25 protein-coding genes and 1 pseudogene are annotated in these 25,081 nt (G+C 41.5%); 10 read left to right on the forward strand and 16 right to left on the reverse strand.

Annotated features, from left to right (window positions below; genetic code table 11):
* Window positions 1–82: 82 nt before the first annotated feature.
* Window positions 83–457: a DoxX family protein gene (locus MUO15_RS14405; RefSeq protein WP_245030179.1), complete on the reverse strand. Its 375-nt coding sequence runs from the start codon at window positions 455–457 to the stop codon at window positions 83–85.
* A 185-nt stretch (window positions 458–642) separates the two neighbouring features.
* Window positions 643–1,055: pseudogene (locus MUO15_RS14410) on the reverse strand (DUF4395 domain-containing protein).
* A gap of 153 nt (window positions 1,056–1,208) precedes the next feature.
* Between MUO15_RS14410 and MUO15_RS14415 the strand changes: the two are divergent.
* The 6 genes from MUO15_RS14415 (at window position 1,209) to MUO15_RS14440 (ending at window position 6,448) form a co-directional block, all read left to right on the forward strand.
* A complete protein-coding gene (locus tag MUO15_RS14415) occupies window positions 1,209–2,039 on the forward strand; it encodes a YihY/virulence factor BrkB family protein (protein WP_245030181.1) in 831 nt (276 codons plus the stop codon).
* Window positions 2,040–2,147: 108 nt separating this feature from the next.
* Window positions 2,148–2,519 carry a YbaN family protein gene (locus tag MUO15_RS14420; protein WP_245030183.1) on the forward strand — a complete coding sequence of 124 codons (372 nt, stop codon included), beginning with the start codon at window positions 2,148–2,150 and terminating at the stop codon, window positions 2,517–2,519.
* 216 nt (window positions 2,520–2,735) lie between these two features.
* Entirely contained in the window at window positions 2,736–3,062 is a 327-nt protein-coding gene (locus MUO15_RS14425; protein WP_318036162.1) for a DUF3870 domain-containing protein, read from the forward strand.
* 101 nt (window positions 3,063–3,163) lie between these two features.
* Complete coding sequence (locus MUO15_RS14430) at window positions 3,164–4,330, forward strand: DUF819 family protein (protein ID WP_245030185.1); 1,167 nt, start codon at window positions 3,164–3,166, stop codon at window positions 4,328–4,330.
* An 18-nt stretch (window positions 4,331–4,348) separates the two neighbouring features.
* Complete coding sequence (locus tag MUO15_RS14435; RefSeq protein ID WP_245030186.1) at window positions 4,349–5,416, forward strand: dipeptide epimerase; 1,068 nt, start codon at window positions 4,349–4,351, stop codon at window positions 5,414–5,416.
* A gap of 3 nt (window positions 5,417–5,419) precedes the next feature.
* Window positions 5,420–6,448 carry a C40 family peptidase gene (locus MUO15_RS14440; RefSeq protein WP_396266250.1) on the forward strand — a complete coding sequence of 343 codons (1,029 nt, stop codon included), beginning with the start codon at window positions 5,420–5,422 and terminating at the stop codon, window positions 6,446–6,448.
* 143 nt (window positions 6,449–6,591) lie between these two features.
* On the opposite strand, the gene MUO15_RS14445 is transcribed toward MUO15_RS14440, so the two are convergent.
* The 10 genes from MUO15_RS14445 to MUO15_RS14490 form a co-directional block, all read right to left on the reverse strand.
* Window positions 6,592–7,191 (reverse strand): response regulator transcription factor, encoded by a 600-nt coding sequence (locus MUO15_RS14445; protein ID WP_245030189.1) that lies wholly within the window; start codon window positions 7,189–7,191, stop codon window positions 6,592–6,594.
* On the reverse strand, window positions 7,188–8,324 hold the full coding sequence (locus tag MUO15_RS14450; protein WP_245030191.1) for a sensor histidine kinase: 1,137 nt from the start codon (window positions 8,322–8,324) through the stop codon (window positions 7,188–7,190). Before MUO15_RS14450 ends, MUO15_RS14445 begins: the two co-directional genes overlap by 4 nt.
* Before the next feature lie 156 nt (window positions 8,325–8,480).
* Window positions 8,481–9,533 (reverse strand): Delta(5) desaturase DesA, encoded by a 1,053-nt coding sequence (locus tag MUO15_RS14455; RefSeq protein WP_245030192.1) that lies wholly within the window; start codon window positions 9,531–9,533, stop codon window positions 8,481–8,483.
* A 205-nt stretch (window positions 9,534–9,738) separates the two neighbouring features.
* Entirely contained in the window at window positions 9,739–11,067 is a 1,329-nt protein-coding gene (locus MUO15_RS14460; RefSeq protein WP_245030194.1) for a YjiH family protein, read from the reverse strand.
* A gap of 76 nt (window positions 11,068–11,143) precedes the next feature.
* Window positions 11,144–12,130 (reverse strand): agmatinase family protein, encoded by a 987-nt coding sequence (locus tag MUO15_RS14465; RefSeq protein ID WP_245030196.1) that lies wholly within the window; start codon window positions 12,128–12,130, stop codon window positions 11,144–11,146.
* Window positions 12,127–13,401, reverse strand: a complete 1,275-nt coding sequence (gene hutI / locus MUO15_RS14470; protein ID WP_245030204.1) for an imidazolonepropionase — start codon at window positions 13,399–13,401, stop codon at window positions 12,127–12,129. The genes MUO15_RS14465 and hutI overlap by 4 nt, the downstream gene beginning before the upstream one ends.
* Window positions 13,402–13,415: 14 nt before the next feature.
* Window positions 13,416–15,086: a urocanate hydratase gene (gene hutU / locus MUO15_RS14475; RefSeq protein WP_245030211.1), complete on the reverse strand. Its 1,671-nt coding sequence runs from the start codon at window positions 15,084–15,086 to the stop codon at window positions 13,416–13,418.
* 953 nt (window positions 15,087–16,039) lie between these two features.
* Complete coding sequence (locus tag MUO15_RS14480) at window positions 16,040–16,273, reverse strand: hypothetical protein (RefSeq protein WP_245030213.1); 234 nt, start codon at window positions 16,271–16,273, stop codon at window positions 16,040–16,042.
* A 2-nt stretch (window positions 16,274–16,275) separates the two neighbouring features.
* Window positions 16,276–17,061: an ABC transporter permease subunit gene (locus MUO15_RS14485; RefSeq protein WP_245030215.1), complete on the reverse strand. Its 786-nt coding sequence runs from the start codon at window positions 17,059–17,061 to the stop codon at window positions 16,276–16,278.
* Between the two features lie 49 nt (window positions 17,062–17,110).
* On the reverse strand, window positions 17,111–17,938 hold the full coding sequence (locus MUO15_RS14490; RefSeq protein ID WP_245030217.1) for an ABC transporter permease subunit: 828 nt from the start codon (window positions 17,936–17,938) through the stop codon (window positions 17,111–17,113).
* A gap of 588 nt (window positions 17,939–18,526) precedes the next feature.
* Here MUO15_RS14490 and MUO15_RS14495 point away from each other — a divergent pair.
* Together MUO15_RS14495 and MUO15_RS14500 are read left to right on the forward strand one after the other, a co-directional pair.
* Window positions 18,527–19,006: a glycine/sarcosine/betaine reductase selenoprotein B family protein gene (locus tag MUO15_RS14495; RefSeq protein WP_245030219.1), complete on the forward strand. Its 480-nt coding sequence runs from the start codon at window positions 18,527–18,529 to the stop codon at window positions 19,004–19,006.
* A 39-nt stretch (window positions 19,007–19,045) separates the two neighbouring features.
* On the forward strand, window positions 19,046–19,270 hold the full coding sequence (locus MUO15_RS14500; RefSeq protein ID WP_245030221.1) for a hypothetical protein: 225 nt from the start codon (window positions 19,046–19,048) through the stop codon (window positions 19,268–19,270).
* A gap of 107 nt (window positions 19,271–19,377) precedes the next feature.
* Here MUO15_RS14500 and MUO15_RS14505 read toward each other — a convergent pair whose 3' ends face one another.
* Window positions 19,378–20,838, reverse strand: coding sequence for a helix-turn-helix domain-containing protein (locus MUO15_RS14505; protein WP_245030223.1), 1,461 nt, complete (start codon window positions 20,836–20,838; stop codon window positions 19,378–19,380).
* Window positions 20,839–21,001: 163 nt separating this feature from the next.
* Complete coding sequence (locus MUO15_RS14510) at window positions 21,002–22,141, reverse strand: S8 family peptidase (protein ID WP_245030225.1); 1,140 nt, start codon at window positions 22,139–22,141, stop codon at window positions 21,002–21,004.
* 270 nt (window positions 22,142–22,411) lie between these two features.
* Between MUO15_RS14510 and MUO15_RS14515 the strand changes: the two genes are divergently transcribed.
* Together MUO15_RS14515 and MUO15_RS14520 are read left to right on the forward strand one after the other, a co-directional pair.
* Window positions 22,412–23,164, forward strand: a complete 753-nt coding sequence (locus MUO15_RS14515; protein WP_245036036.1) for a redoxin domain-containing protein — start codon at window positions 22,412–22,414, stop codon at window positions 23,162–23,164.
* 200 nt (window positions 23,165–23,364) lie between these two features.
* Window positions 23,365–23,568 carry a thioredoxin family protein gene (locus tag MUO15_RS14520; RefSeq protein WP_255822194.1) on the forward strand — a complete coding sequence of 68 codons (204 nt, stop codon included), beginning with the start codon at window positions 23,365–23,367 and terminating at the stop codon, window positions 23,566–23,568.
* Between the two features lie 99 nt (window positions 23,569–23,667).
* Here the strand turns inward: MUO15_RS14520 and MUO15_RS14525 are convergent, their stop codons facing one another.
* Both MUO15_RS14525 and phnC read right to left on the reverse strand, forming a co-directional pair.
* Window positions 23,668–24,264: a polysaccharide deacetylase family protein gene (locus MUO15_RS14525; protein ID WP_245030227.1), complete on the reverse strand. Its 597-nt coding sequence runs from the start codon at window positions 24,262–24,264 to the stop codon at window positions 23,668–23,670.
* A 61-nt stretch (window positions 24,265–24,325) separates the two neighbouring features.
* Entirely contained in the window at window positions 24,326–25,078 is a 753-nt protein-coding gene (phnC, locus tag MUO15_RS14530; RefSeq protein ID WP_245030229.1) for a phosphonate ABC transporter ATP-binding protein, read from the reverse strand.
* Between the last annotated feature and the right edge of the window lie 3 nt (window positions 25,079–25,081).

Here is a 25,081-nt window from a genome sequence, read left to right on the forward strand (position 1 = left end):
CCGGGAAAGAAAAGAATACTTCAACTAAGGACGCCTTTTTGTTGACATAGGCAGGACAATTACTGTTCATGGGTTAGTCTGTTTATAACGAACTTCGAGGGTATTGATTGTAGAGAAGAAATAGCAGGCCTAACATAACGATATCTAATCTAGCCTCGAAAAGAAATAGGATAAAGCCGGCATGTAGAGTAGGAACCTTTGTTATCAATAGCGCGGCAATGATAATGCCCATTAGTGGAAGAGTTGCATATTTCACATACCTATTTGCGACGAGAAGTATTCCGCACACAATTTCAATAGCAGCTACTACATACATAATTGTGATTGAATTAGGTATGCCTAAACTTGTGAAATACTCACCTAAACCATTACCTGTTACCTTTATAAATCCGGAAGTAATAAAAACAAAGGCTGTTACATATCGAACCCATTTTATTGCGGATAAAGAAGTGTTCATGGGTTGTCCTCCTTTCATATAAATGTATATGCAAGAAGGAAGACAAACCATTCCAAATATAGTTTAAATATTGAGAGAATTAGGATTTCTAATCGAAGTGAAATAGCGATAGGGTATTCGGCAATAAAAGCAGTAAACTTAAAAGGAAATAAACAAGTCATAACCATATCCATCACACCGGTGCCTTAACTTTGCCCTGTTGTACGTCTATGCCTCCACATCATATAGCAATAACGGATCGTACAACCGATGCAGAAGCCCATCAAGTCAATACCTGCGGCAGCTAATACCATAAGGCTGAATATAGTCGCAGCCACAGTCCAGCCTAAGAGGCGATCGATAATCCTAAGTAAATGGTAGCGATCCAATGATTGAAAAGCTGTTGCTCTTTATCTTCAGGAATATAGCGATGTAAGGGCTTCTTCAAAAAATTCTTACCAAAATGAATGACAGGATTTTGTTTTGTACTTAACGTGTAAACACCGATGATAAACGGAACAAATAATACTGCGTGATGGGTGACTAACGCTAAAAGGACAGAAACAACAATGAATGCCTGATTCAACTGAACAAGTGGTTTTGGTATGCTCATGGACATCCCCTTTTTGTTAAAATAAATTATACAGGGTAACTTACTCGGGATAAAGGATAAGGCGCTTTAGATAATCTCTCGGAAAATTGTCAAACAGTGTTAGTAATTAGGTGAAAAAGGGGATAGACCTATACAAGCGGTTTAAGGAGGAACCATTTTATGAAGAAAATGATCAGCTATGCCAAGGAGGTCTTGGCTGAGTTTCAAAAGGACAATATTCCAATTTTGGGAGCGGCACAAGCCTACTATTATTTACTTGCAATTGTGCCTATGGTTATTTTGCTATTATCTATACTACCTTACTTAAATATTGATACTGAAACGGTGATGGGTTTTATGCAAAACGTTGTCCCAGGAGGCACCGCGGAAATTTTCCGTGAAAATATTGTCAGCCTAGTGGAGCAGCCTAAAGGTGGTTTATTAACCGTCGGAATTATTGGTACATTATGGTCTGCTTCAAGCGGAGTAAACGCATTTATCCAATCAGCGAACATTGCTTATAACGTCGATGAAACGAGATCATTTATTAAGGTCAGACTGCTGTCGATCCTGCTTACAATAGGGATGGTTATTGCGATTGTCGTTGCTCTTGCCCTCCCAATATTCGGGGATGTAATTATTAATTTCGTGAATAACTTCTTAGGTTTGCCTGAGCAAACGGTTATTCTATTTCAGGTGCTTCGCTGGGTGATCAGTATTATCGTCATGAGTGCCATTTTGATGGCTCTATATCACATCGCCCCTAATAAATCTTTACCATTTCCAGAAATTTTACCTGGGGCAATCATTACAGCGATTCTATGGCAGCTTATTTCATTAGCGTTCTCCTTTTACGTAAGCAATTTTGGCAACTATTCTGCTACGTACGGGAGCCTCGGCGGGATCATTATTTTAATGCTGTGGTTCTTTATCACAGGTATTATCCTCATGGTCGGAGCCGAGATTAATGTGATTCATCACCGAAGGAAGCATGGAGGAGCAAAAGGATAGTATTAAATAGAAGGGGAAGTTCGACAGGCTTCCTCCTTTTGGTTTCCACCTGATGCAGATAAAAGTTATACTGAAACTACTCTTCTTAAGGAAACGAAGGACGTAAATATGAAATTAGTAAAAAAAATTATATTAATCATAGTAGGCTTCCTCTCTTTAGGGCTGGGTTTAGCGGGAATTCTGCTGCCATTATTACCAACAACACCATTTTTATTGTTAGCTGCAGCATGTTTTGTTAGGAGCTCGAATAAGCTGTATTACTGGCTGATAACAAATAAGTGGTTTGGCAGCTACATTAGGGATTTTCGTGCAGGAAACGGAATTCCACTAAAAGCAAAAGTTATCGGTGTAACCACTCTTTGGATTTCGATCATCTATTCTGCATTTTTCATCGTTCCATTAGTGACTGTGAGAATTGTCATGCTGCTCGTGGCCAGCTACTTCACATGGTATATCCTTTCTCAAAAAACGTTGGGATGATTTAGAGAGGCGGTTGAGATGGGGCTCTAATGAATAGAAATGGATTCTAATAAGTTCCCTCTATGTAAGAAAATTTAGTTAATTATTGAAAACGCATTCATTATGTGTTAAAATCCATTCAAGACTTCTTCCGGGAACATCTACATTTCGTGTCGGCAGCAGGCTCCTATTAAAGGGCAGGTATCCCGTGCGGAAGATGCCGGATCTTTCTGGAGAGTGAATAGAGTGTATGCGAATGAAACTTGTTATGTAGTCGGGGAAGCAAAGTCCCCTGGAAATAACCCGATAACTAAGAAATACGATAGTTTTTTTATAGGGTTCGTCATTGATTCGAAAACGAATTTGATTGTTGATGTCGAGTGTACAGCGATGATGGGCATCACAGTTAAATTTGTGCAGAGTCTCTTTGTGGGCCGAAGTATTTTGGACTGCGACGGGGCTGCTGAAGAAGTTCATGCGCGCTATTTTGGATCCTCTCAGAAAGCATTGATTGTAGCTTTTAAACAAGCCTATTATAAATATAAAGAAGCCCTAAATAAATAGGGAGCTGCTTTATCTTACTTTTCGTGGATAAAACCCAGCTGACAAGAATATTATTCTTGTCAGCTGGGTTTTTTATATTAATTCAAGCAGGGGGAATGAAGATGATCGAAGGAGGATTTTTGTACCTGGGTGTAGTTGTTGGGCTGGCGGGGTTGATTGCATACTTTGAATCTAGTTCTAAGAGTAAGTTCTTTAAGTATGTACCAGGCATTGTACTTATTTATTTTGGTGGGGCGATCTTAAAAACGAGCGGCATCATTGGATCGACGGAGGAAATCGACGCAACGTATGGCAACGTTCGAGACGCACTATTACCTATGCTAATTCTATTAATGTTGTTGAATTGCGATTTGCGTAAGCTGGTTAAGCTTGGCCCTAAGATGCTGATTGGGTATTTTGCAGCATCTCTTAGTATCGTTCTGGGTTTTGTTATTACGTATTTGTTGTTCCAAGGATTATATGCACCGGAAACTTGGCAGGCTTTTGGGGCATTGGCTGGAAGCTGGACAGGTGGGTCGGCGAACATGGTGATTATTCAAGGGATATTGGATGTGCCTGAGAATATTTTCGGCTATGCCTTGATCATGGACACTGTGAACTACTCGACATGGGTCATGATCATGTTCTGGCTAGTTCCTTTTTCAGGTGTGTTTAATAGATGGGCAAAAGCAGACACCTCCCATCTTGATGAGATTACTGCTGAACTGAAAGAAGAACATGATGAAAAGCAGCAAAAATCAATATCATTTGTTCACCTAATGGGATTATTCTCACTCGCTATCTTTATTTCAGCTGTAGCGGCTAAATTTGGGGAGTTGCTTCCTGAGTTTGGAACGGTTGTAAACGCCACAACATGGACGATTCTCATTGTTTCAATTGTCGGTGTAGTGCTAGCCATGACAAGGATAGCGAAAGTACCTGGATCGATGGATGTGGCAAATGTGTTGCTTTATGTTGTCATTGCTTTAATCGCTTCACGTGCTGACTTTACCCAGTTGTTTCAAGCACCCATCTATATCGTATCTGGATTTGTCATTCTAGCGATCCATGGGCTTGTGCTTATGATTGCAGCTAAACTATTCAAAATGGACCTTTTTACCTTAGGTGTTTCAAGTCTTGCTAATATTGGTGGAATGGCTTCAGCGCCGCTCCTTGCAGGTGCATACCATCGGTCTTTGATTCCCATTGGAGTATTGATGGCACTAGCTGGTTCTTTTCTAGGAACTTATTACGGGTTGCTCGTTGCTAAAATTCTATCATTCTTATAATAAAGAGGAGACATACTTGTGAAGATTATAGATCTGACTTGTCAGAAACGTCCGGTTAAACTAAAACGGACGTTTAAAACTGCATTACGACATGTAACGGAGATTGACGTTGTTGACGTCCACATAAAGCTTGAGGATGGATTAACGGGAATAGGGTCGGCTTCCTCCACCTGGCAGATTACCGGAGAGTCATTAGAAGGGATCGTAGCCGCGGTAAACGGTCCGATAAGGGAAGTAGTGTTAAATAAAAATATTTTTCATCTTAGAAAAATTAGTGAGACTGTTGAAAAAAGCTGTGCAGCTAATACAAGTGCGAAAGCTGCTGTCGACATTGCTTTACACGATGCCTATTGTAAGACTTATGGCATTCCATTGTACGGCCTTCTTGGCGGCAAAATAAATTCCTTAGAAACGGATATGACGGTCAGTATCGATGAACCAGAGATCATGTATGAGGCTGCACAAAAAAGGGTGGCTGAAGGGTTTAATGTATTGAAAATTAAGGTAGGGAATGACCAGAAGCTTGATCTTCGTCGCATTGAAAAAGTTCGTTCAGCGGTTGGTAATGATGTTCTGTTACGGCTTGATGCGAATCAGGGATGGAATGGTAAACAGGCCGTCGAAATCATTCACTTATTAGAACGCGAGAAGATGGGGATTGAACTTGTGGAGCAGCCGGTACCTGTGGATGATCTTGAAGGGTTGAACTTTGTGCGAGAACGAGTTTCCACTCCAATTATGGCAGACGAGAGTGTGTTCAGCCCACGGGATGCCTTTCGTTTAGTGAAGAACGGGGCAGTGGATCTTCTCAATATTAAGTTGATGAAATGCGGCGGGGTACGCCGTGCCTGGCAGATTGCTGATATGTGTGAAGCGGCAGGGGTTCAATGTATGATCGGAAGCATGATGGAATCTATCGTCTCGGTTACAGCAGCAAGCCACCTTGCTGCTGCCCATCCGAACATTACCTACTATGATCTTGATGCTCCTTTATGGATGGAAGATGAGAAAATGAAAGGGGGAATGCGATTCGAAGGAAATGCTGTCCATCTGCCAGATGTTCCTGGAATCGGATTTTACAATTAATTCATGGAGGTGTTTGTTTTGTATAAAAAATGGTTCATTCTATCCCTGGTGGTTATTCTTGGCTCGTTTTTGTTTGCCCCGTTACCTTCAGAAGCTAAGGAGAAGTCAGAAAAGGAAACCGCCTATGTTGATGTTTCCGTAGCTACGCTTTGGTCTGAGCCAGACATCACTCGTCCCATCGATGCTCCATCTGTAGGAAACCCAGTGGACATGTGGCAATGGACAGAAAGCATGTCACTGGATCAGAAACTTTGGCTTGTCGGCAATCTGCAAACACAAGCTCTTTATGGCCAAAAGGTCACGATTCTCGAAGAACGTGGGAATTGGGTGAAAGTAGCCGTCCATGGTCAGCCGACACCGAAGAGCGAGTTAGGTTATCCTGCATGGATGCCGAAAATTCAGTTGGCTGATGAAAGTAATTTTGCTAAGTTGAAAGAAAATAAATCATTCGCTCAAGTGAAGGATACGACGGCATGGCTTTACGATGATAAACAGCAAAAGGTTGAATTCAAAGAAATCAGCTTCAATACTAAGCTCCCTGTCATAGCTCAAGCAGGAGACATGACACTAGTGGCAACACCTAGTGATGATATGAAATGGATTTCTTCAGAAGCGGTTACTGTTTACGATTCACAGCAGGAGATACCTGACCCGACTGGACAAGATCTAGTAGAAACAGGGAAACAGTTTTTAGGACTGCCATATCTTTGGGCGGGAGTATCTGGTTTCGGTTTTGACTGTTCCGGTTTTACCCATACCATCTATAAAGCCAATGGCATAACTATTCCGCGTGACTCTTCCGTACAAGCGACACACGGAACTCCTGTTGCTAAAGAGGAGTTGCAAAAAGGGGACCTACTGTTCTTTGCTTATAATGAAGGCGAAGGTTCCGTCCACCATGTAGGCATGTATATCGGTGATGGTCAAATGATTCATTCCCCTAATACTGAAAGCACGGTCGAGATTATTGATGTTTTTGAATCAGATTACTATTCCTCTGAGTTTTCAGGTGCCAGAAGATATATTGACTAGTTATTTACTAGGTCAGTCCCATCCGCGGACTGGCCTTTTATAATAAACGCTTCTAAATATGCAATTATAGCGGTGTTTCGTGCAATTAATCAGGATTGTGTGCAATTATCGTGAATGTCCTGCAAATAGTTGGCTAGAAGGAGTTATTTAAACCAGCCTTTTTCCCTAAATCGGGAAATGGCTTCAATTCGGTTGCTTACTTCAAGCTTATCAAGAATGACAGAAATATAATTGCGAACCGTCCCTGGGGTAATGTACAGCTGGTTAGATATTTCCTTTGTATTTTTGCCATTGGCCATCAACTGAATGACCTGCTTTTCACGTTCTGTCAATGGATTTTCATTGTCAAAAGCCATATCAACAAGTTCCGGAGCAAATATTCGCTGACCTTCCATGATAATTCGAATAGAGTTTGCTAAATCTTCACTTGGGCTATCCTTTAATAGGTAGCCGCTCACCCCTGCCTTTTGGGCCCGTTCAAAGTAACCAGCTCGTGCAAAAGTAGTTAAAATAATGACTTTACAGGGATGGTCTTTCAGCTCTTCTGCTGCATCGAGCCCGCTTTTTATCGGCATCTCAATGTCCATCATGCAAATATCGGGATTGTGCTGTTTTACCAGCGTACATGCTTCTTCACCATTTTTGGCTTTGCCGATAACTTCCATGCCTTCTTCTAAGTCTAGCAAAGAACCGAGAGCCCCTAGCAGCATGCGTTGGTCTTCAGCAATTACAATACGAATCACACTAACTCCTCCTGTTCCTTTTGTTGAATGACATTAGGCACCCGAATATGAAGCGTTGTTCCATTTGATGAAAGAATCTCCAAACTGCCGTTCACAAATTCCAAACGCTCTCTCATACCCTGAAGCCCATTCCCCTGGTATGATTCAAGTTGATCGGCCATACCCTTCCCATTATCGTCTACTGCAATTAAAACTTCGTTAGGATGCTGCTTTATAAAGACGTTACAGGAGGAAGCCTTACTATGCTTGACGACATTGGTGACAGCTTCCTTCAAACACATACTGAGCACATTTTCGACTAGCAAAGGGGTATTCGTAAGCTTGGGACTCCCTTCTATAGTAAAGTCTATTTCCGCAGCTGTTAAAATTTGCTGAATACGAACTATTTCATCCTCGAGTTTGGCCCCTCTCATGTTTGAAACCATCTCACGTACTTCCTTTAGTGCTGTCCTTGCCGTTTGGTGAATATCATTAATCTCACTTTTAGCTGAGTCAGGTTTCACCTCTACTAATTTTCCGGCAAGGTCACTTTTCAAACCAATCAGGGATAGTTTCTGACCTAGAGTATCATGTAAGTCGCGGGCAATTCGTTCACGTTCTTCGATCACCATTAGTTGAGAAATCCTTTTATTGGCATCTTCTAATTGACCTTCTAATTTCTCACGCTTGTTACGATAGTACATGGTGAATGGCAGCAAAATGACACCAATGACACAAATAATCATAAAGGGAAGTTGAGGGAAAATTAGTTCATAATGTGTGAAAAAAACCATGGTTATCGCTGCAACCGTAGTGAGAAGGTGAACGATGTATAATGTAATAAATCCGCTTTTGTATTGAATGTTTCCAATAAAAAAGGCTAAAAAAAGCGCAAAATATATATAACCAAAAAATATCGTCATTACAATGCTTATTGCCATTTCTATACTTACCCATAAATAGACGATCCGGGTATTTGAAATAAATGATAATCGATAGGAAAGAAAAAACAGTAACGTCATGAAAACTCCAAAACCAATCTCCAGCATGGATGAGGATCTGAATATGAAAAAGAAAGGCAGACCACAAAAAATAATCCATACATAGAGGCTAAGGCCCGTGTTTTTTGGGATAATATGATACCAGTTCTGCATAGCGGCCTCCTTTTAGCCAACGTCTTGTTATAAATACAGGATATAATATAATAATAGACCCTGTCACTATTATTCCCTAAGTGTTAGGTGCTGAAAAAAGCAAGAGGACATAACAAAAAGCCCATTCCATACGTTTGAATGGGCTTTTGCAATGTTTTATTTATCCTGAAAGCTTGGGTTTTTACTGCCCATTTTCGTGCTTGATGTTGGTTTTTCCAGAAGGTGTTTAATTTCCTTAAAGCTTACAAAAGACTTGTTTTCCGTATCGTATAGACGGAAACGAATGGATTTTAAGCTGGAAGCTAGGGTAATTGTTGTTGCCTTCTGTAATGGCGGTGTGGATTCATGTGCTTTTTCCAAGTGGTAGTTAGGCACCCTTGGGCTTAAGTGATGCACATGGTGAAATCCGATACTGCCTGACACCCATTGTAGGATTTTCGGCAGCTTGTAATATGAACTGCCATCTACAGCTGCTTTCACAAAATCCCATTGTTCTTCATCTTCAAAGTAGGAATCTTCAAATTGGTGCTGTACATAAAATAACCAGATGCCAAGTGTCCCTGACACGTAAAGAATCGGGATTTGAATAATGAGAAACGCCTGCCAGCCAATCGCCCAAATTAGTAGAGCATAGATAGCGGCAACTACTGTATTGGTTAAGTAGGTGTTCATGCGCTCCCTACGTTTTGCTCCTTTACGGTTAAATCGGTTAGATATTAAGAACAGGTAGATCGGTCCTAGCCCAAACATCACAATCGGATTACGGTAAAGGCGGTAAGACATTCTTTCCCAAAAGCTTGCAGCGATATATTCATCCACTGTCATTACCCAAACGTCTCCTGTACCACGCTTATCCAGGTTGCTGCTTGTCGCGTGGTGGATGGAATGGTCTCGTTTCCATTTTTCAAAAGGAAACAGGGTGATGATACCAGTAATTGTACCAATGATTCGATTGGCCTTTTTATTTTTGAAAAAGGATTGGTGTGTACAATCATGGAAGATAATAAAGATCCGAATGACAAACCCTCCGGCTAGGATTGCAAGGGGCAAGGTTAACCAAACAGAAATGGCTAAACTCTGATACGCAAGAAACCAAAGGATGAAAAACGGAAGAAGTGTATTGATAAGCTGTCTTATAGCTGCAATTGCATCCGGCTTTGCAAACGAGGCGACATTCTTTTTTAATTGAGCTTGTTTTTGTTTCTCCATGCGATTACTCCTTATTCGTGCATACTTTTAATAGTATCTCTATCATAGGAAAAGACACCAAGCAATGTAAGACATAAACGTCAGGTAGACTATATGACATTTGTCATATAGTACATTCTTATTTATAGTAAATAAATCCACCAAAAAAATACCACCTCAGGTCATCCAATATTTGGATGACCTGAGGTGGTATTTTTTTGGTGCTTTAGAGTAACAGGTAGGCGATCGGGGTTACGATGATGATTGTCAGTATTGTACGCTCAATCCAAATCACAATTAGTTTCGGAATGCTTACAGGAATGTCTGTTGAAAGGATACAAGGAATGAGAGCTGAAAAGAATAGAATCGCAGACACGGACAAAGTAGCAATTACGAATTTGGTGATCAATGGGGCATCTGCAACAATCAGGGCTGGCAGGAACATTTCAGCGATTTCGATGGCGGACGCTTTAGCAGCTAGCATGGGTTCAGGTACTTGCATGATCCAGGTGAATGGGTAAAAGATATAACCCAAAGTATCAAAAAAGGGTGTAAATTCCGCAAGCACCAGTCCGAATAATCCTACTGATAAAATTGATGGGAGGATGGCCATTGTCATGATCAAGCCATCTTTTAAGTTCATCCAAATATTTTTGCCTAGTGACGGAGATTGTTCGGCTGCCTCCATCGCTTGTGACCAGGCGGTTTTGAGCCGGTTTCTCTTGATCACCTGTTCTGGATGTCCTTCACCATCGAAGTATTCGTCACTTATTTTACTTAGCGGCCAAATTCGTACTGTGATGGCTGTGACGAGAAAGGTGACAAATAATGTGACCCAGAAATACGTGTTCCAAATCTCCATTAACCCAAGCGTCTTGGCAACGACAATCATGAAGGTCGCTGATACGGTCGAAAACCCAGTTGCAATAATCGTTGCTTCCTTCACCGTATATTTGCCTTCCTTAAACACGCGGTTTGTAATCAACAATCCGATTGAATAGCTGCCGACAAAAGAAGCAACAGCATCAATAGCTGAACGTCCTGGCGTTTTCCAAATTGGACGCATAACGGGTTGAAGCAAGACACCGATAAACTCAAGCAGTCCATAGCCGACGAGTAAAGAAAGGAAAACGGCGCCTATCGGGACGAGCAAGCCAACTGGTATAACCAGTTTTTCAAAAAGAAAGGGCCCCATGTTGGCATTGAATAACCAGCCAGGTCCGAAATCAAAGATCAGCATTGCAGCAACGGCGACACCGATAACTTTGAATAACGATAGGACGATGTTCACGGCATCTTTGTTCCACGAACGATTGACGAACGGATAGACAGCACCAAGTATGATGATAATGAGTGCATAATAGGGGACGAAGCTTGCGAATGTCGTCTGAATATAGGTGACAATGTGATCGAGTGGAATGGAAGAGGTGCCGTTGATTGTAATCGGTTTGAAAAAGGTGAAGATACCGATCGTGCTGAATAGGGAAAATTTAATTAAATTTACACGAGACGGCCCAGATGGATCAAGTTGAACTTCTTTTTGTACTGATTCCATTTTTCTTACCCCCCAGTAATAGAATGTTCAGATAATAATCCTCAAATAAAGAAGGGCGAATATGACATATCGCCCTTTATCTCATACAATAGCCCGTCAAAAATGACAGCATCACGTGAACAGCACTTTTCACTGACATACCGCCTAGATCTTTACGTGGATCGAGACAGACAATATCGATTGCCTTCACTTTTGGATGTTCCCCAGCAATTTGAACAGCTTCGAACAATTCCTCTGTATACATGCCTCCGGGTGTCGCAGCGGGGGCTGCAGGGTTATGGGCTATATCCAGTACGTCCATATCGACCGTTAAGTAAATCGTATCGACCTTCCCGTCCAATTGCTCTAATGCTTGCGTGATCACGTGTGCGATTCCTTTTTTTCTAGCCTGTTTCATCGTCGTGTAATGTACTTCATGCTCATCAGCATAATTTTTCAATTCTTTGGCATTAAAAAATCCATGAAGTCCGATGTTGTGCACATGTTTTCCTTCGACGGTTCCGCTTTCGATCAAATTACGAATCGGCGTTCCATTCGCTGGACCAAACGCATTTAAATCACGTAAATCAAAATGTGTATCGAGCTGTAAGATACCAACTGTTTCATCAGGATGAGCTTTTTTCCAACCCTTGACCAACATCGCCGTAATGGAATGGTCGCCGCCCATCGTAACAGGTAATGTATGGGGATGATGGCTTCTTATTGCCACCATTGCCTGCTCAATTTGCTGATGGGTGTAGGGTATGTCCGTGGCATGCTGTTTCACATTGCCAAGATCAATCGCCTTCAGTTTGGCTAAATCGATGTCTTCGTCGAGATTGTACGTGCCGAAGGACTTCCATGCCTGGCGCATCGCTTCAGGGTTATCACTGGCGGCAGATGTACTGATAGACGACTTCGAAAGTGGCACCCCGAGAATCGTCACATCGTAATCAGGCCAGCTGGGCGAAGACTCCCCAACTGTTTCAATCCATTCATGGACCTTGAGATCACTTGTTCTATCCGCTTGTTTAGACCAGACCATACTGGGGCGATCTAGCATTGGATAAGGATAGTTTGTCATTGCAGCTGCCCTCCTACGACCAGCGGTTCGCCTGCTTTGATGACGGTATCCACATGGTTCATGCCATATTGGTAAGAGAGAGTGAGGTAATTTGGCACATCAAAAATTGTCACGTCGGCTTTTTTGCCTTGTTCAAGACTTCCTGCTTCTCCTGCACAGCCAATCGCGTGGGCAGCGTTGATCGTTGTTGCGGTCAATACTTCTTCTGGTGTCATCCCCATTTTTAAACAGCCCAAATTCATGATGAACGGCAAGGAAATGGTTGGGGAAGAACCAGGGTTAGTATCAGTTGAGAGCGCTACGGCTACTCCAGCATCGATCATTTTTCTAGCTTGTGCGAATTCTGCCATTAGAAAGAATGCTGTACCTGGGAGCAATACACCGACGACTCCAGCATTCGCCATATCTTTAATTCCTTGTTCAGATGCTTTTAAAAGGTGATCGGCTGAGATGGCACCAACGGAGGCGGCTAACTCCGCTCCGGCATAAGGCTCAATTTCGTCGGCATGGATTTTAGGAATTAACCCATGCTCTTTACCAGCTTCTAAAATTCGTCTAGATTGTTCTGGTGTAAAAACGCCTCGCTCACAAAAGACGTCGTTAAAGGTAGCGAGATTCCTGTTAGCGATCTCTGGAATCATTTCATTAATCACGCGATCGACGAAGGGTTCAGGGTTTTCCTTTTCGGCCATTGGAATCGCGTGAGCTCCCATAAACGTTGATACGAGGTCAACGGGGTGGTCTTTAGACAACTGTTGGGCAACTTCAAGCTGCTTTATTTCATGCTCAAGCGTCAAGCCATAGCCGCTTTTCGCTTCCACAGTTGTCACCCCATGTAACAAAAACTGATCCAAGCGTTTTCTTGATTGTTCATAAAGCTCTTCATGGCTCGCCTCCTGTGTGGCACGAGTGGTTGCATGGATTCCACCGCCAGCTTCCATGATTTCCATGTACGTCTTTCCTTTCAGGCGCATGGCATACTCATTTTCTCTCGTTCCGGCATGAACAAGGTGGGTGTGTGGGTCAATCAGTCCCGGTGTAACCACCTTTCCTGTGGCATCAATATGATTGTCAGGGACCACTGAATCTTGGAATTTTTCACGGATCCTTTGATCGCTCCCTGCTTCTACGACTTTCCCATCTTCCATATAAATAGCGCCATTTTCGATCACCTCAAACTGGGACATGGCTCCTTTTCTTGCTGGTTTATCTGAATGACCAGCCATTGTAATTAATTGCGCCGCATTGGTAATAAGCAACTTTTGTGTCATAAAAATCCTCCCTCCTAGTCCTTTTTCAGCATAGGTATGTGAATGCCTTTTTCCTGAGCTGTCTTTTCGGCAAGTTCATAGCCAGCATCGGCGTGACGGGCGACGCCCATGCCAGGATCTGTCGTCAATACGCGTTCCAGGCGCTGCTCTGCATCCTTCGTACCGTCAGCTACAATCACCATTCCGGCGTGAAGAGAATAGCCCATGCCAACACCGCCGCCGTGGTGAACACTAACCCAACTTGCCCCGCCGACGCTGTTGATCATTGCATTCAAGATTGGCCAGTCGGAAACCGCGTCACTGCCATCTTTCATGGATTCCGTCTCTCTATTTGGTGAGGCAACAGAACCAGAATCAAGGTGATCACGGCCAATAACGATTGGTGCACTTAATTCACCGCTAGCCACCATATCGTTAATAATTTTTCCAAATCTCGACCGTTCACCGTAGCCAATCCAGCAAATACGTGAAGGCAGACCCTGGAAGCTGATTTTTTCGCGTGCCATGCGAATCCAGTTGCATAAGTGTTCATTGTCACTGAACTCTCTTAGAATGACTTCATCTGTTTTATAAATATCTTCTGGGTCTCCAGATAATGCCACCCAACGGAAAGGCCCTTTACCTTCGCAAAACTGTGGACGAATGTACGCAGGAACAAAGCCAGGGAAATCAAAAGCATTCTCAACCCCTTCATCCTTAGCGACTTGACGGATGTTGTTGCCGTAGTCAAACGTAATGGCCCCTTGCTTCTGCATGGTGAGCATTGCCTGAACATGCGTGGCAATACTGCGTTTTGATAGTTTAATATATTCTCCGGAGCTCTTTTCGCGAAGATTTGTTGCGGCGGAAAGATCCATATCAACAGGAATATACCCATTCAAAGGGTCGTGTGCTGACGTTTGGTCTGTCAGTGCATCTGGAATGAAACCCTTAGCAATCATTTCAGGCAAAAGCTCTGCCGCATTACCTAACAAGCCAATCGACAGGGATCTACCCTGATCGCGGGCTTGTTCTGCCAGTTGAATAGCTTCATCAAGGCTGTCGGTGGATGTATCCAGGTATTTTGTATCTAAACGACGCTGAATACGATGCTGGTCAATTTCAATCGCAATACAGACCCCGCCGTTTAACGTAACAGCTAATGGCTGTGCACCACCCATACCACCGAGTCCAGCTGTTAAGGTGATTTTGTTTTTTAAACTTCCATTAAAGTGCTGTTTGGCACACTCAGCAAACGTTTCATACGTCCCTTGAACAATCCCCTGGCTGCCGATATAAATCCAGCTTCCTGCGGTCATTTGGCCGTACATCATTAAGCCTTTTTGATCGAGTTCATGGAAATGATCCCAGTTTGCCCAGGCAGGGACAAGATTAGAATTAGCAATCAACACTTTTGGTGCATCTTTATGGGAGCGGAAGACAACAACAGGTTTTCCAGATTGGATGAGCAACGTTTCATCTTCCTCAAGGTTTTTCAGTGATTCAACAATCGCCTCGTAGCATTCCCAGTTACGGGCGGCCTTGCCGATCCCGCCATAAACGACGAGTCCATCCGGATTTTCTGCCACATCTGGATGCAAGTTATTGCTTAGCATCCGTAAGGCAGCCTCCTGGATCCAGCCCTTTGTGTTCAATTCCGTTCCGCTATATTGTTTTACTTTTCCTGGTTTCGTTTCAGACATCATTTTCATCCTTCCAAGTTTACTTTTTCTGATAAATAAATGGTATCAACAGTCGACACTTAAAAATAGATGATTAAATTTTGAATTTATGTACTTATACTCGATAAAGGTAAATATATGACAAAAAGCGCTTACATTTTATAGCATTCTTTTTTAAAAGTGGAGAAATATTAGATTTGTGGAGAAGGAAGAGTACATCTATTAGTTGAAGTGGCGGTTACTTTGAGTGAATACTTATAGGTGCATAGTAGAATAAACTGTTAGCTAAAACTCACCGTACCTCTATAATTATTCCTTTACTTAGATAAAAAAGTACTAAATTACGACGAATATTGATAAAATTTTGTTGTCTCCCCCAGGGAAGGGGGTGATAACTTGGATACTCAGGAAGTAGTTAAAAATTTCAACAACTTTGAGTTAAAGGTCATGTATGAATCTACGCTAAACCACCTTAGTCATCACGGATCCGAGGTCTTAGAATTCTTAGAAGATCTCTTGTTCTTATTAACTGAAGAAATTCAGAATAGGAACATCTGGTAAAGTCAGAATCCGTTTAATCTAAGTCAGTTGTTCTGGTAGCGCCGTGGCGATAAAGGGGGAGGCTTATATAATTAAGGTTACCAACTGTGAATCTACTATCCCCACTAGATATCCATAGGTATCACTCGCTGAAATAACACATCACGTAACTTTAATTAAAGGCTATAAATATTATGCCCCCTCATTATGTATTAGTGTGTTTATTCGCCATATTTTCTCAATGTATTATAAACACTCTCGATATAAGCTGAGAGGCGAGTAAATGTTCTCCAACGCACAGAATGTCAATATTGGCCGATTTACAACGCTTAGTACTTAGTGAAAAAGCCCAACCTCCTCCTTGGTGGAGAGAAGTCAGGCTTTCGTTATCCAGACATCATCCGTTGGTATTAAGCACTTATTCTAACTATATATCGTTAATTATTACGGGAGTCTGTTAATCTCTTAAAGGCAGATGGTTTTAAAGTAGTAGAAAACGTCTTATTTTCCTCGTCCTCTTTTCCCCCAGTTTGAACCATTCCATGATTAAGGTTCATCATGTTCTTCACACCACGAGCAATCCCCATTAGGGAAAGGATAAATAGCACTAGAAAGAGTAAAGGAACCCCTACTAACCACTGTACATTTGTTTGCAGTGTATCATAATACATTCCTACAATAGATGCCCATTCAAAGGTAATGGGGGTGGGGGACCTGCGCCTAACCCATAGCCCACCTTTGTCCCTCCGAAAAAGAGTTCGAATACACCTAAATGTATCATGACAAGTAAAGATTGAATGGTCTGTCTTGTAAATAATGTTACAAGACTTCCTTTTATATGGGGGATAAGATGGTGACGATAGATATGGTAGGGCCTACCCCCTAGCACCTTGCTCGACGTCACATATTCTTTCTTTAAAATCACACTCGTTTCATTCGCTATCAGAATAATGGCAGGAGGGGCCAATAGAATACTGATCACAATAGCCTCAACTACAAGTCGAAAGGCGAGGTCAGTTGGAAAGCCAGAGATAGGTTCCCAGAGCAGTGGCTTGAGGAAGTTGTAGGCAATCAGGGACGCAGGGATGAAATATAATACTGAAATTGTATTTTCAACAATTTTAAATCTCCCCTTATATCTAAACCCGAGAGGAATTCCGATTAAAAAGGCAAGTGAAAAGCTAATGAAGGCTATAGAAAGTGAACCAATAATTGTAAACTTAGCTCCCTGTAATATGTAATGAAAAAGGTGATTTCCATTCATATCTGTACCTAAGATAGAATGCTCGAAGGGTGCAAAAGGCGGGCCGATCAGTTTGGTATTCTCATCATATAAAAAAGGAGTTTTAAGGACATAAGAGTCGAAAAAAATCATATGTACAAAGCTCCCTGCTAACATAAGAAGAATAAATCCTGCGCCTAATAGTAACAGGGGCTGCTTACTTACCTTTTTAATCATAAAGAAACCTCCTGCTTTGTGAATAAGTATAGTGCTAATTCAATCGTCTTCAGAAACAAATATATCGGCAAGAAAAAAGTAGAGCTGTTACGAAGAATACAGGCGGCTGAGAATAAATGAGTAAAAAGGAAGTCATACCAAAGTTCTCAAATAAATATTCAACAATTAATAGATTACTAATCATAATACTAATAAGAAACTTAGCTTGGTACGCAAGCCTTACGAACATATTTCGTAAAATGTGCTTGAGTAAAATAGATAATTTAGTTAACCCCTTACTCTTAGCAAGATCATAATAAGGTTCTTGTTTCTCCTTCTCAACTAACTCCAACATCGATTGAAAAAAGTACATCGTTGGAAGCACAGCTAAAACTAAAGCGGGGACTAGGACAGCCTCTTCTACTCCGGCGCCCGAAAACTTAGCAAAGCTCACCCCTGTCTCTAAATATAACCATACAAGGAACATCTGTGAGGCTACAACGAAAACAACATCTGGAATGCTTTGTAAAAACGATGATGATGATAGACCTAGCTTATAAATCCTTGTTGGACCATGCCATAAAATAATCGTTCCCATGAGAGCGACGAAGAAAGAAACACTTAGGGCAATACTCAATACAGATAAGGAGCTTGCAAAGGCTTTAAATATAATAGGAAAAAGGCTTCTTTCTACACCAGAAGTCGGATTTGTATAGACCAATGATTCTGGTCGTAACATTTGTCCCCAAACATCTGAAATTGCCTGAAGGCCCGGCCAAACAAAACCGCCCACTGTCATAAATAAAGGTGAAATACTGATGATAAAAATACCGAATATTAAAAAGACAGGTTTCAAAAGTTCACTTACTAAATAGGAGCTCCATCTCAAAGGTCTCAAAGTGTCCCCCTCCTTTTTTGAGGCCGCTGAAAAATGACGTTTGTTCATTTCTATAAAGAATGTATTTGGCATTTTTGTTATGGGCCATATGATTTATGTGTACAAAGACCTCAGATATACAAATTGATGAATAAAAACATGTATATCAGTGCTCTCTTGGTGGGTTCCGTTATAAAAAAGAGAAAGGTGGCTGGGAAACGACTCGCTCGTGGGCGAACGCCGAGCCTCTCAGTCGTTCCTCCCTCGGGGTCTCGCCATTTCCCCGCCACCTCATGATCATTAAGATGAACGGAACCGTGATTCTGTCCCTAACCTTTATTCCGGATAACGGCTTTTTAATTCAACAACCCATTCCCATCATTCCTGCAATAATAAATAAGCTTAGCTATACAATAATGGAGTGGGTCATCTTCTTTTTTTTACTATAAACAGACTTTTTTTCCCTTTTCTCTCTATATTATAGGAAACTTGTCTAACGAACCACCCTATTTATGGAAAACTGCATTTATAGTTCAGGCTCTTTATCAAGGTTTAAACTATTGTAGCTGCGGGAAAAAACTGTAACAAATTGTTTATAGGAGGAGAGGAATGGCTAAATTTGATAAAGTAGTTAACGTCGTTCGGGAAAATTTCGTTCCCGAATTCCAAGCCCAAAAATATGATGAAGCACCATGGGCCGAACTTACAAAGCCAGTTAATCAAGCAAAAGGGGTTCTTATTTCAACTGGTGGTGTATATCTCTCAGGCACTACTCCTTTTACGGACCATTATGGACTTGGTGATCCATCGTACAGGGAAATCCCGCTAGGTACAGCCAATGATAAACTTCAGCACTATCACGAGCATTATGATCATACCAATGCCAATGAGGATGTGAATTGTATTTTTCCACTTGAACGTTTAAGTGAAATGGTGGAGGAAGAGGAGATTGGTTCACTAAGTGACTATCACTACAGTTTTATGGGGTATATTCCCATACCTCATCCGCTTATAACTAGAACGGCTCCTGATGTGGCCAATAAGCTGAAACTGCAAGATGTTGACTTTGCATTCATCGCACCTGGCTGACCGGTTTGCCAACAGTCGGCCGGTCTGGTCGCAAGAGTATTGGAATCACAAGGTATTCCTACGGTTACATTGAACATGTTTAGAGAAGTTGCTGAAAACATCAAAATTCCGCGGGTCTTGAATTTGCGTTTTCCTTTTGGGAGCCCTTTAGGTGTACCAAACAACAAGGAACAGCAAAAAGATGTGATCAAAGAAGCACTGAATTTACTTGAAACAGCTGATCAGCCTGGTGTCATTAAGGAATCAGGAATCACGTATAAATAGAGATCTTGGCCGTGGCTGTCTCATCAATAGAGACAGCCACTTTCTCGATTACAATTGATTGGGAACTTGGCCTGATTTTACGATGGGGCCCTACGTTGATTTTGCATTCAATGAATTCTACGATACTCACGAGGTGTTTGACCAGTCGTTGCTTTAAATACCCGACTAAAGTAATTCGGTTCATTAAACCCTGTCGAATGGGAAATATTTTTAATTGTTTCATCGGAAGAAGTCAGCATTTCTTTTGCCTTTTGTACACGTATATAACTCAACATTTCCCGAAAAGAACGCTTATATTGACTTGATAGAATATGACTAAAATAGGAAGGACTGCGCCCAACGTGGTTCGCTACTTGCGTTAAGGAAAGCGTTGGGTCTTCGTAATGATCTTCTATATACGATATAGCTTCCTCTATGATGTCAATTCTCGCAGCTTGGGGATGCTTTTCGATCGATTGCAGCAAATTGTTTATAAACAGAATCATATCCTGGACAATTCGGTAAAGGACCGGACTGTATAAAATGGTGTCAAATACTTGCTTATAGTTTTCCTCGCTCATCTCGTCCGTGATCCCTTTGCGAATCATGAAACGACGGATTTGAGCGAGAATACTCGTCAAGCGCGTCCGCAACAATCCAGGATCAGGGAAGGGTGGTTCTATGCTAAAAAACTGTTCATACATCCATGTTTTAATATCAACTCCTCGCCCCTCATCCATCATATACACCCAATTACGCTGTTCCTTCATCGTTAAAAAAGGATCCATGTCTCTCCAATCATGATTATGTAATGAACTTAATACTTGTTGGTAGCCCGTAAAAAAGGTCGTCTCCATAACTTTGCGCAGCCTCATATAGATTTGGTGGAGGGACTTTTGACTTTCTTCTGAATGAACAACGATCGCCAAAGGCTTCCCTGAAGAACGCTCCCACTCTCGCAAGAAACGCTGGGCTTGTTTGAAAGGGTCGAGGAAAGCTTCCTGGAATACGAGTGTAATTCGGTCACTTGTTGAAAACACCAGCGGTTTATAATAAAAATCAAACTGATCGATGAAGATCCTTAAAGCACTTAAGTCATCCATGAATTCTGTTTTTACTAAATAGACGGGGTATGGAAAGGGAAGGTTTTCACCTATAAATAACGATTCATACCTGGCAGCATGCCTCGGTTCACCATCTGTATTTGGTTTCGAATGGCTGGAAAGATTTCTAAAAGCTTGTTGTAACGAGTGCTTCACCCGTGACGGTGATAACGGCTTTACCCATAAATCCACTGCCTCAATTTCCATCGCCTGCATAGCCCGTTCAAATGTTGGCTCCGCGGTAACTGCTATTACCTCTACTGCATATCGGCTAATAAACGTCTTAACCATCTCCCATTTACCCTCGGGGACCATATCAAGTTCAATGCACAGCACATCAGGGAGTTCATTCTCCAGTACATCGAAAACCTCCACCAATTGATCCGCCAACCTCGAATGGGAAATAGGGAAGGAGTATTTCGTAATCAGCCACTCAAGACCAACAAGTTCCTGCCTATCACGATCCGCAATTAATAATTTATACATAACGCCTTACCCACCTTTCCTGCTATTACCCACATTTTAACCTATTATAGGAACTAGCACATGTTGGATAAAAAACCCACCTCGGGTCATCCAGTTTATGGATGACCCGAGGTGGGTTTTTTCTACATAAGGGTGTTTTTACAGAGTATTTCGAGATGAGTGGTTATTGAACAGCTGCTTGTACATTGACTAATCCATTTCCATAGTAGAATGATTCCCCAAGTGGGGTAGCCGTTTCATTCATAACCTGACGAACTTGGACATTCGTTAAGGTAGGATCATCTGCCAAAATAAGAGCAGCAGCTCCAGCGACGTGAGGGCTCGCCATTGATGTTCCATTGTAATAATCATAAGCATTACCAGGAATTGAGCTTAAAATATTGACACCAGGAGCCATAATTTCTAATTCATCACCGACACTTGAGAACGAAGCTCTAGTATTAGAACTATCTACAGCACCAACAGCAATAGCAGAAGCATATTTAGCTGGATAGCCTATGGTGTTTTTTCTACCTTTAGACCCGGAGTTCCCTGCTGCAGCAACAACCACAAGCCCTTGCTCATAGGCATTGTTAACAGCCTGTTCAAGTGTATTGGACCCCCTGCTTCCACCTAAACTCATATTGATGACGTCCATATCTTTGCTGATTGCCCATTCAATTCCTTGAGCGATTCCGCTGTAAGATCCGCTTCCTTCGCTATTGAGTACTTTTACTGCATATAAACTTACGGAAGGGGCCACGCCAAGTACACCTAACGTATTATTAACACCAGCGACCGTACCAGCTACGTGAGTACCGTGACTATTTCCATCGTTAAAAGGGTTGGGTTCTCCATCAACAAAACTTTCTCCACCAGCGACGGCTAGGTCTTCATGACTCGCGTCAATTCCCGTGTCTAGAATAGCTACCTTTACGCCATTCCCAGTCGTTCCTTGAGCTTGTACATCATCTGCATTAATCTGGGGAATTCCATAGGGAGTGGTTTGACTAGTAGCCTGTGCTTGTTGGTCTTTTTCTACATAATCTACATTTGGATTATTGGACAGTGCTTTGACTGCTTGCTCAGGAAGCTTGGCATGTACTACATTCATATACTTATATTCATGAAGTACTTTCCCGCCGGCTCCTTTGATAACATTTTGATTCACTTCTGATTTAAATCCAATTAAGTAATCCTCTACAACAGCTTTCTGCTCGACAGCTTTCTGGGCAGAGGCCTGTGCTATGCTGCTAAATGCAAAGGTGAAGGCTAGAGCAAAAAATAAAATAAACCCGACAATCTTACATGTTCTTTTGTGCATCTTACTCCTCCTCTTAATATTTGCAAACAAAAATTTTGTTTACAATTGTGAATTGTCACAATTATATGATAACACCTGAAAAGAAGCATATGTTTGGGAATGTTCTTTAAAAAAACCCCCTTAAGGTAGGGGTGAATAGAGTGACTTGCGCAAGTTCATAATAGTTGAAAAGATATTCACTATAAATAACACATGGGTTCAAACAAAACAGTTTTGATATAAGCCTGCATGTTTTAAACTAAAGAGGAAAAGGAGATGATCATCATGTTAATGGAAAAAATCCCGAATTTCTCATTAAAAGATGTGGATGGGAAAGAAGTATCTATTGACGATTTTAAAGGAAAACAAACCCTAATCTTTATGTGGGCTTCCTGGTGAAGATGCCGTGAACAATTGCCTGGATGGCAATCTTTTTATAACGAACATAAAGGTGAAAACTTTGAAATTCTTTCGGTAGCTGTTGATGTCCAAGGGCCTGAGGTTGTCAGACCTTACATCGAAGGTACAAGCTTTCCGACAGTAGTCGATGAGGAAAATCAACTAGCCAATTACTTTGGATTTAAAGTAGTCCCTAATGGAATCTTTATTGATGAGGAAGGTACCATTCGCCTGCTTAAACAAGGGTTTAAGGTGGACGATGAAGAACACGTTCAATCTGTAGCGCAGCTCATCAATAAAGAAGTGGAGAAAGTTGAATTCGATGACCAATATTATCAGCCGCAGAACGCCCCTTCTAATGTAGAGAAACAATTGGCAGAGACTAAATTCAATCTCGCCATGGAGTACTCTAAGAACGATAAAAAGGATAAGGCGATTCAGGAACTTGATGAAGCGTTAGTACTTGATTCCGATAACTTTTTAATTCGGAAACAACGATGGTATCTCCTTTATCCGGAGAAGTTCTCACCAACGATTGATATAGAATGGCAGCAAAGGCAACTTGAAAAAGAAAAACAAGAAGAAGCTCAACTAAAAGATGGAATGGTTTGTGGTCCGGAAGGTTGTTACATTCCCGGAACATGATCAGCTCTTAAAAACTGGGTTATGACGAGCTTTACGTTTGATATAAGGATAATTCGTATACTAAAATGAAATGATAAAGTTAAGGAGGTTTAAACATGGCTAAAACAATTACTGCCGAAGAATATGCAGAAGTTACTAAAAATATGAGTCAACCGGTTGTGCTTGAATTTGGTGCAGATTGGTGACCAGGCTGTCGTCAATTGGGACCGGTGGTCTCAAGCGTATCTGAACAGCTTGATAATGTTGACTTCTACTATGTAGATGTAGACCAATCTTCAGATCTAGCTGGACAGTTTGGGGTACAAAGTATTCCAACATTAGTTTTAATTAAAGATGGAGAAGAAGTGAACCGTTCTGTTGGATTTGCTCCAGAAGAACAGGTGAAGGATTTCGCTCAATCATAAATAGCAAATAAAAAGAAGGCGTCCCAATTTAAAGTTTCGGGGCGCCTTCTTTTATTATCTCTTAGCTTTGAAGGGAGTTATATTGATCACCGTACCTATTCACTCCTCCAATAATGTAAAACTATACCCTTTATCTCGGATCGCTTTGATCAATTCTGGCAAAACTTCAAGCGTTTGTTTCAGTTCATGCAGGAGAATAACTGCTCCATCCTCAAGATTATCAGCGACATTTGTAATGATTTGCTGTGGATCCTCTTTTAGTTCCCAATCGATGGAAGCAATTCTCCACATGACAGGGATTCCATTCAATTGTTTCACTGCTTTAATTGTATCAGCGTTATATTGACCGAATGGCGGGCGGAAGTACTTGATTTTATTCCCTGTAATTCGTTCAATCTTTGTAATACTGTTTTGGATTTCTTTGTACTGTTCTTCATAGGAAAGCTTAGTCAAGTTAGAGTGCTTTGTTGTGTGTGAGCCGATGATATGCCCTTCACCTAACACTCTGTTCCAAGGCCTTTTTGGATATAAAAGGCGAGATTGCCAAAAGAAAACCGCTGGAACATTTTCAGCCTTTAGTACATCAAGTATCTGTGTTAAAACTTTGCTTGGACCGTCATCAAACGTTAAGACAACAGACTTTTCGGCTTTGCTTTGAACAGTAGTAACAACATCTGAATCGTTAGAGTCGTACACGACCCTTGTGCAGTCTACTACTCATGGACTGTTTATCACCTTTATCCCCCCTTTTCCTTAACTAAAAGGTAAACTGATGAGACTCGTACGTTTCCTCATAATTCGTTTCTGTAAATTCCTCTGGAGGGCCATCGAAAATGATTTTCCCATCTTTAAGCGCTAGGAGTCTTGTAGCATAGCGTTTAGCAAGATCGATATCATGTACATTAATAATAGTCAGTAACCCGAGCCGCTGATGCATGTCTTTAAGCAAGGTGAAAATATGGTTTGACGTTCCAGGATCAAGGCTGGCTACTGGTTCATCTCCTAGCAGAATTCTTGGCTGCTGTATTAGAGCACGTGCGATTCCTACCCTTTGTTTTTGACCACCACTTAAATATTCGACTCTGCGATTCATCATCTCAGCAAGTTCAACTTCAGAAATCACACGTTTGGCTTGTTCCAATTCTTTGCTGGAAAACAAACCGATCAAGTTCTTAAAGTTACTGCGATAACCAAAAATTCCAGTCAGGACGTTTTGTATGACACTCAAACGAGGAATGAGGTTGAAATGCTGGAAAATCATACCCATTTTAAGCCTAACCTGCCGCAATTGCTCTTCATCCATATGGGATAGTTGCTTTCCGTCAAAATACACTTCGCCCTGCGTGAGTTTCTGTAACCCATTAATAGCACGGATGAATGTTGACTTTCCAGCGCCGCTTTTACCAAGGATGCATACAAAATCACCTTTATTAAATGACAGATTAACATCAGATAGTGCATCATACTTTGCGCCTGGATAACGAACGGAAACATTTTTCATCTCAATCATTTA

Origin of the sequence: Halobacillus amylolyticus (assembly GCF_022921115.1) — a bacterium.
GTDB lineage: Bacteria > Bacillota > Bacilli > Bacillales > Halobacillaceae > Halobacillus_A > Halobacillus_A amylolyticus.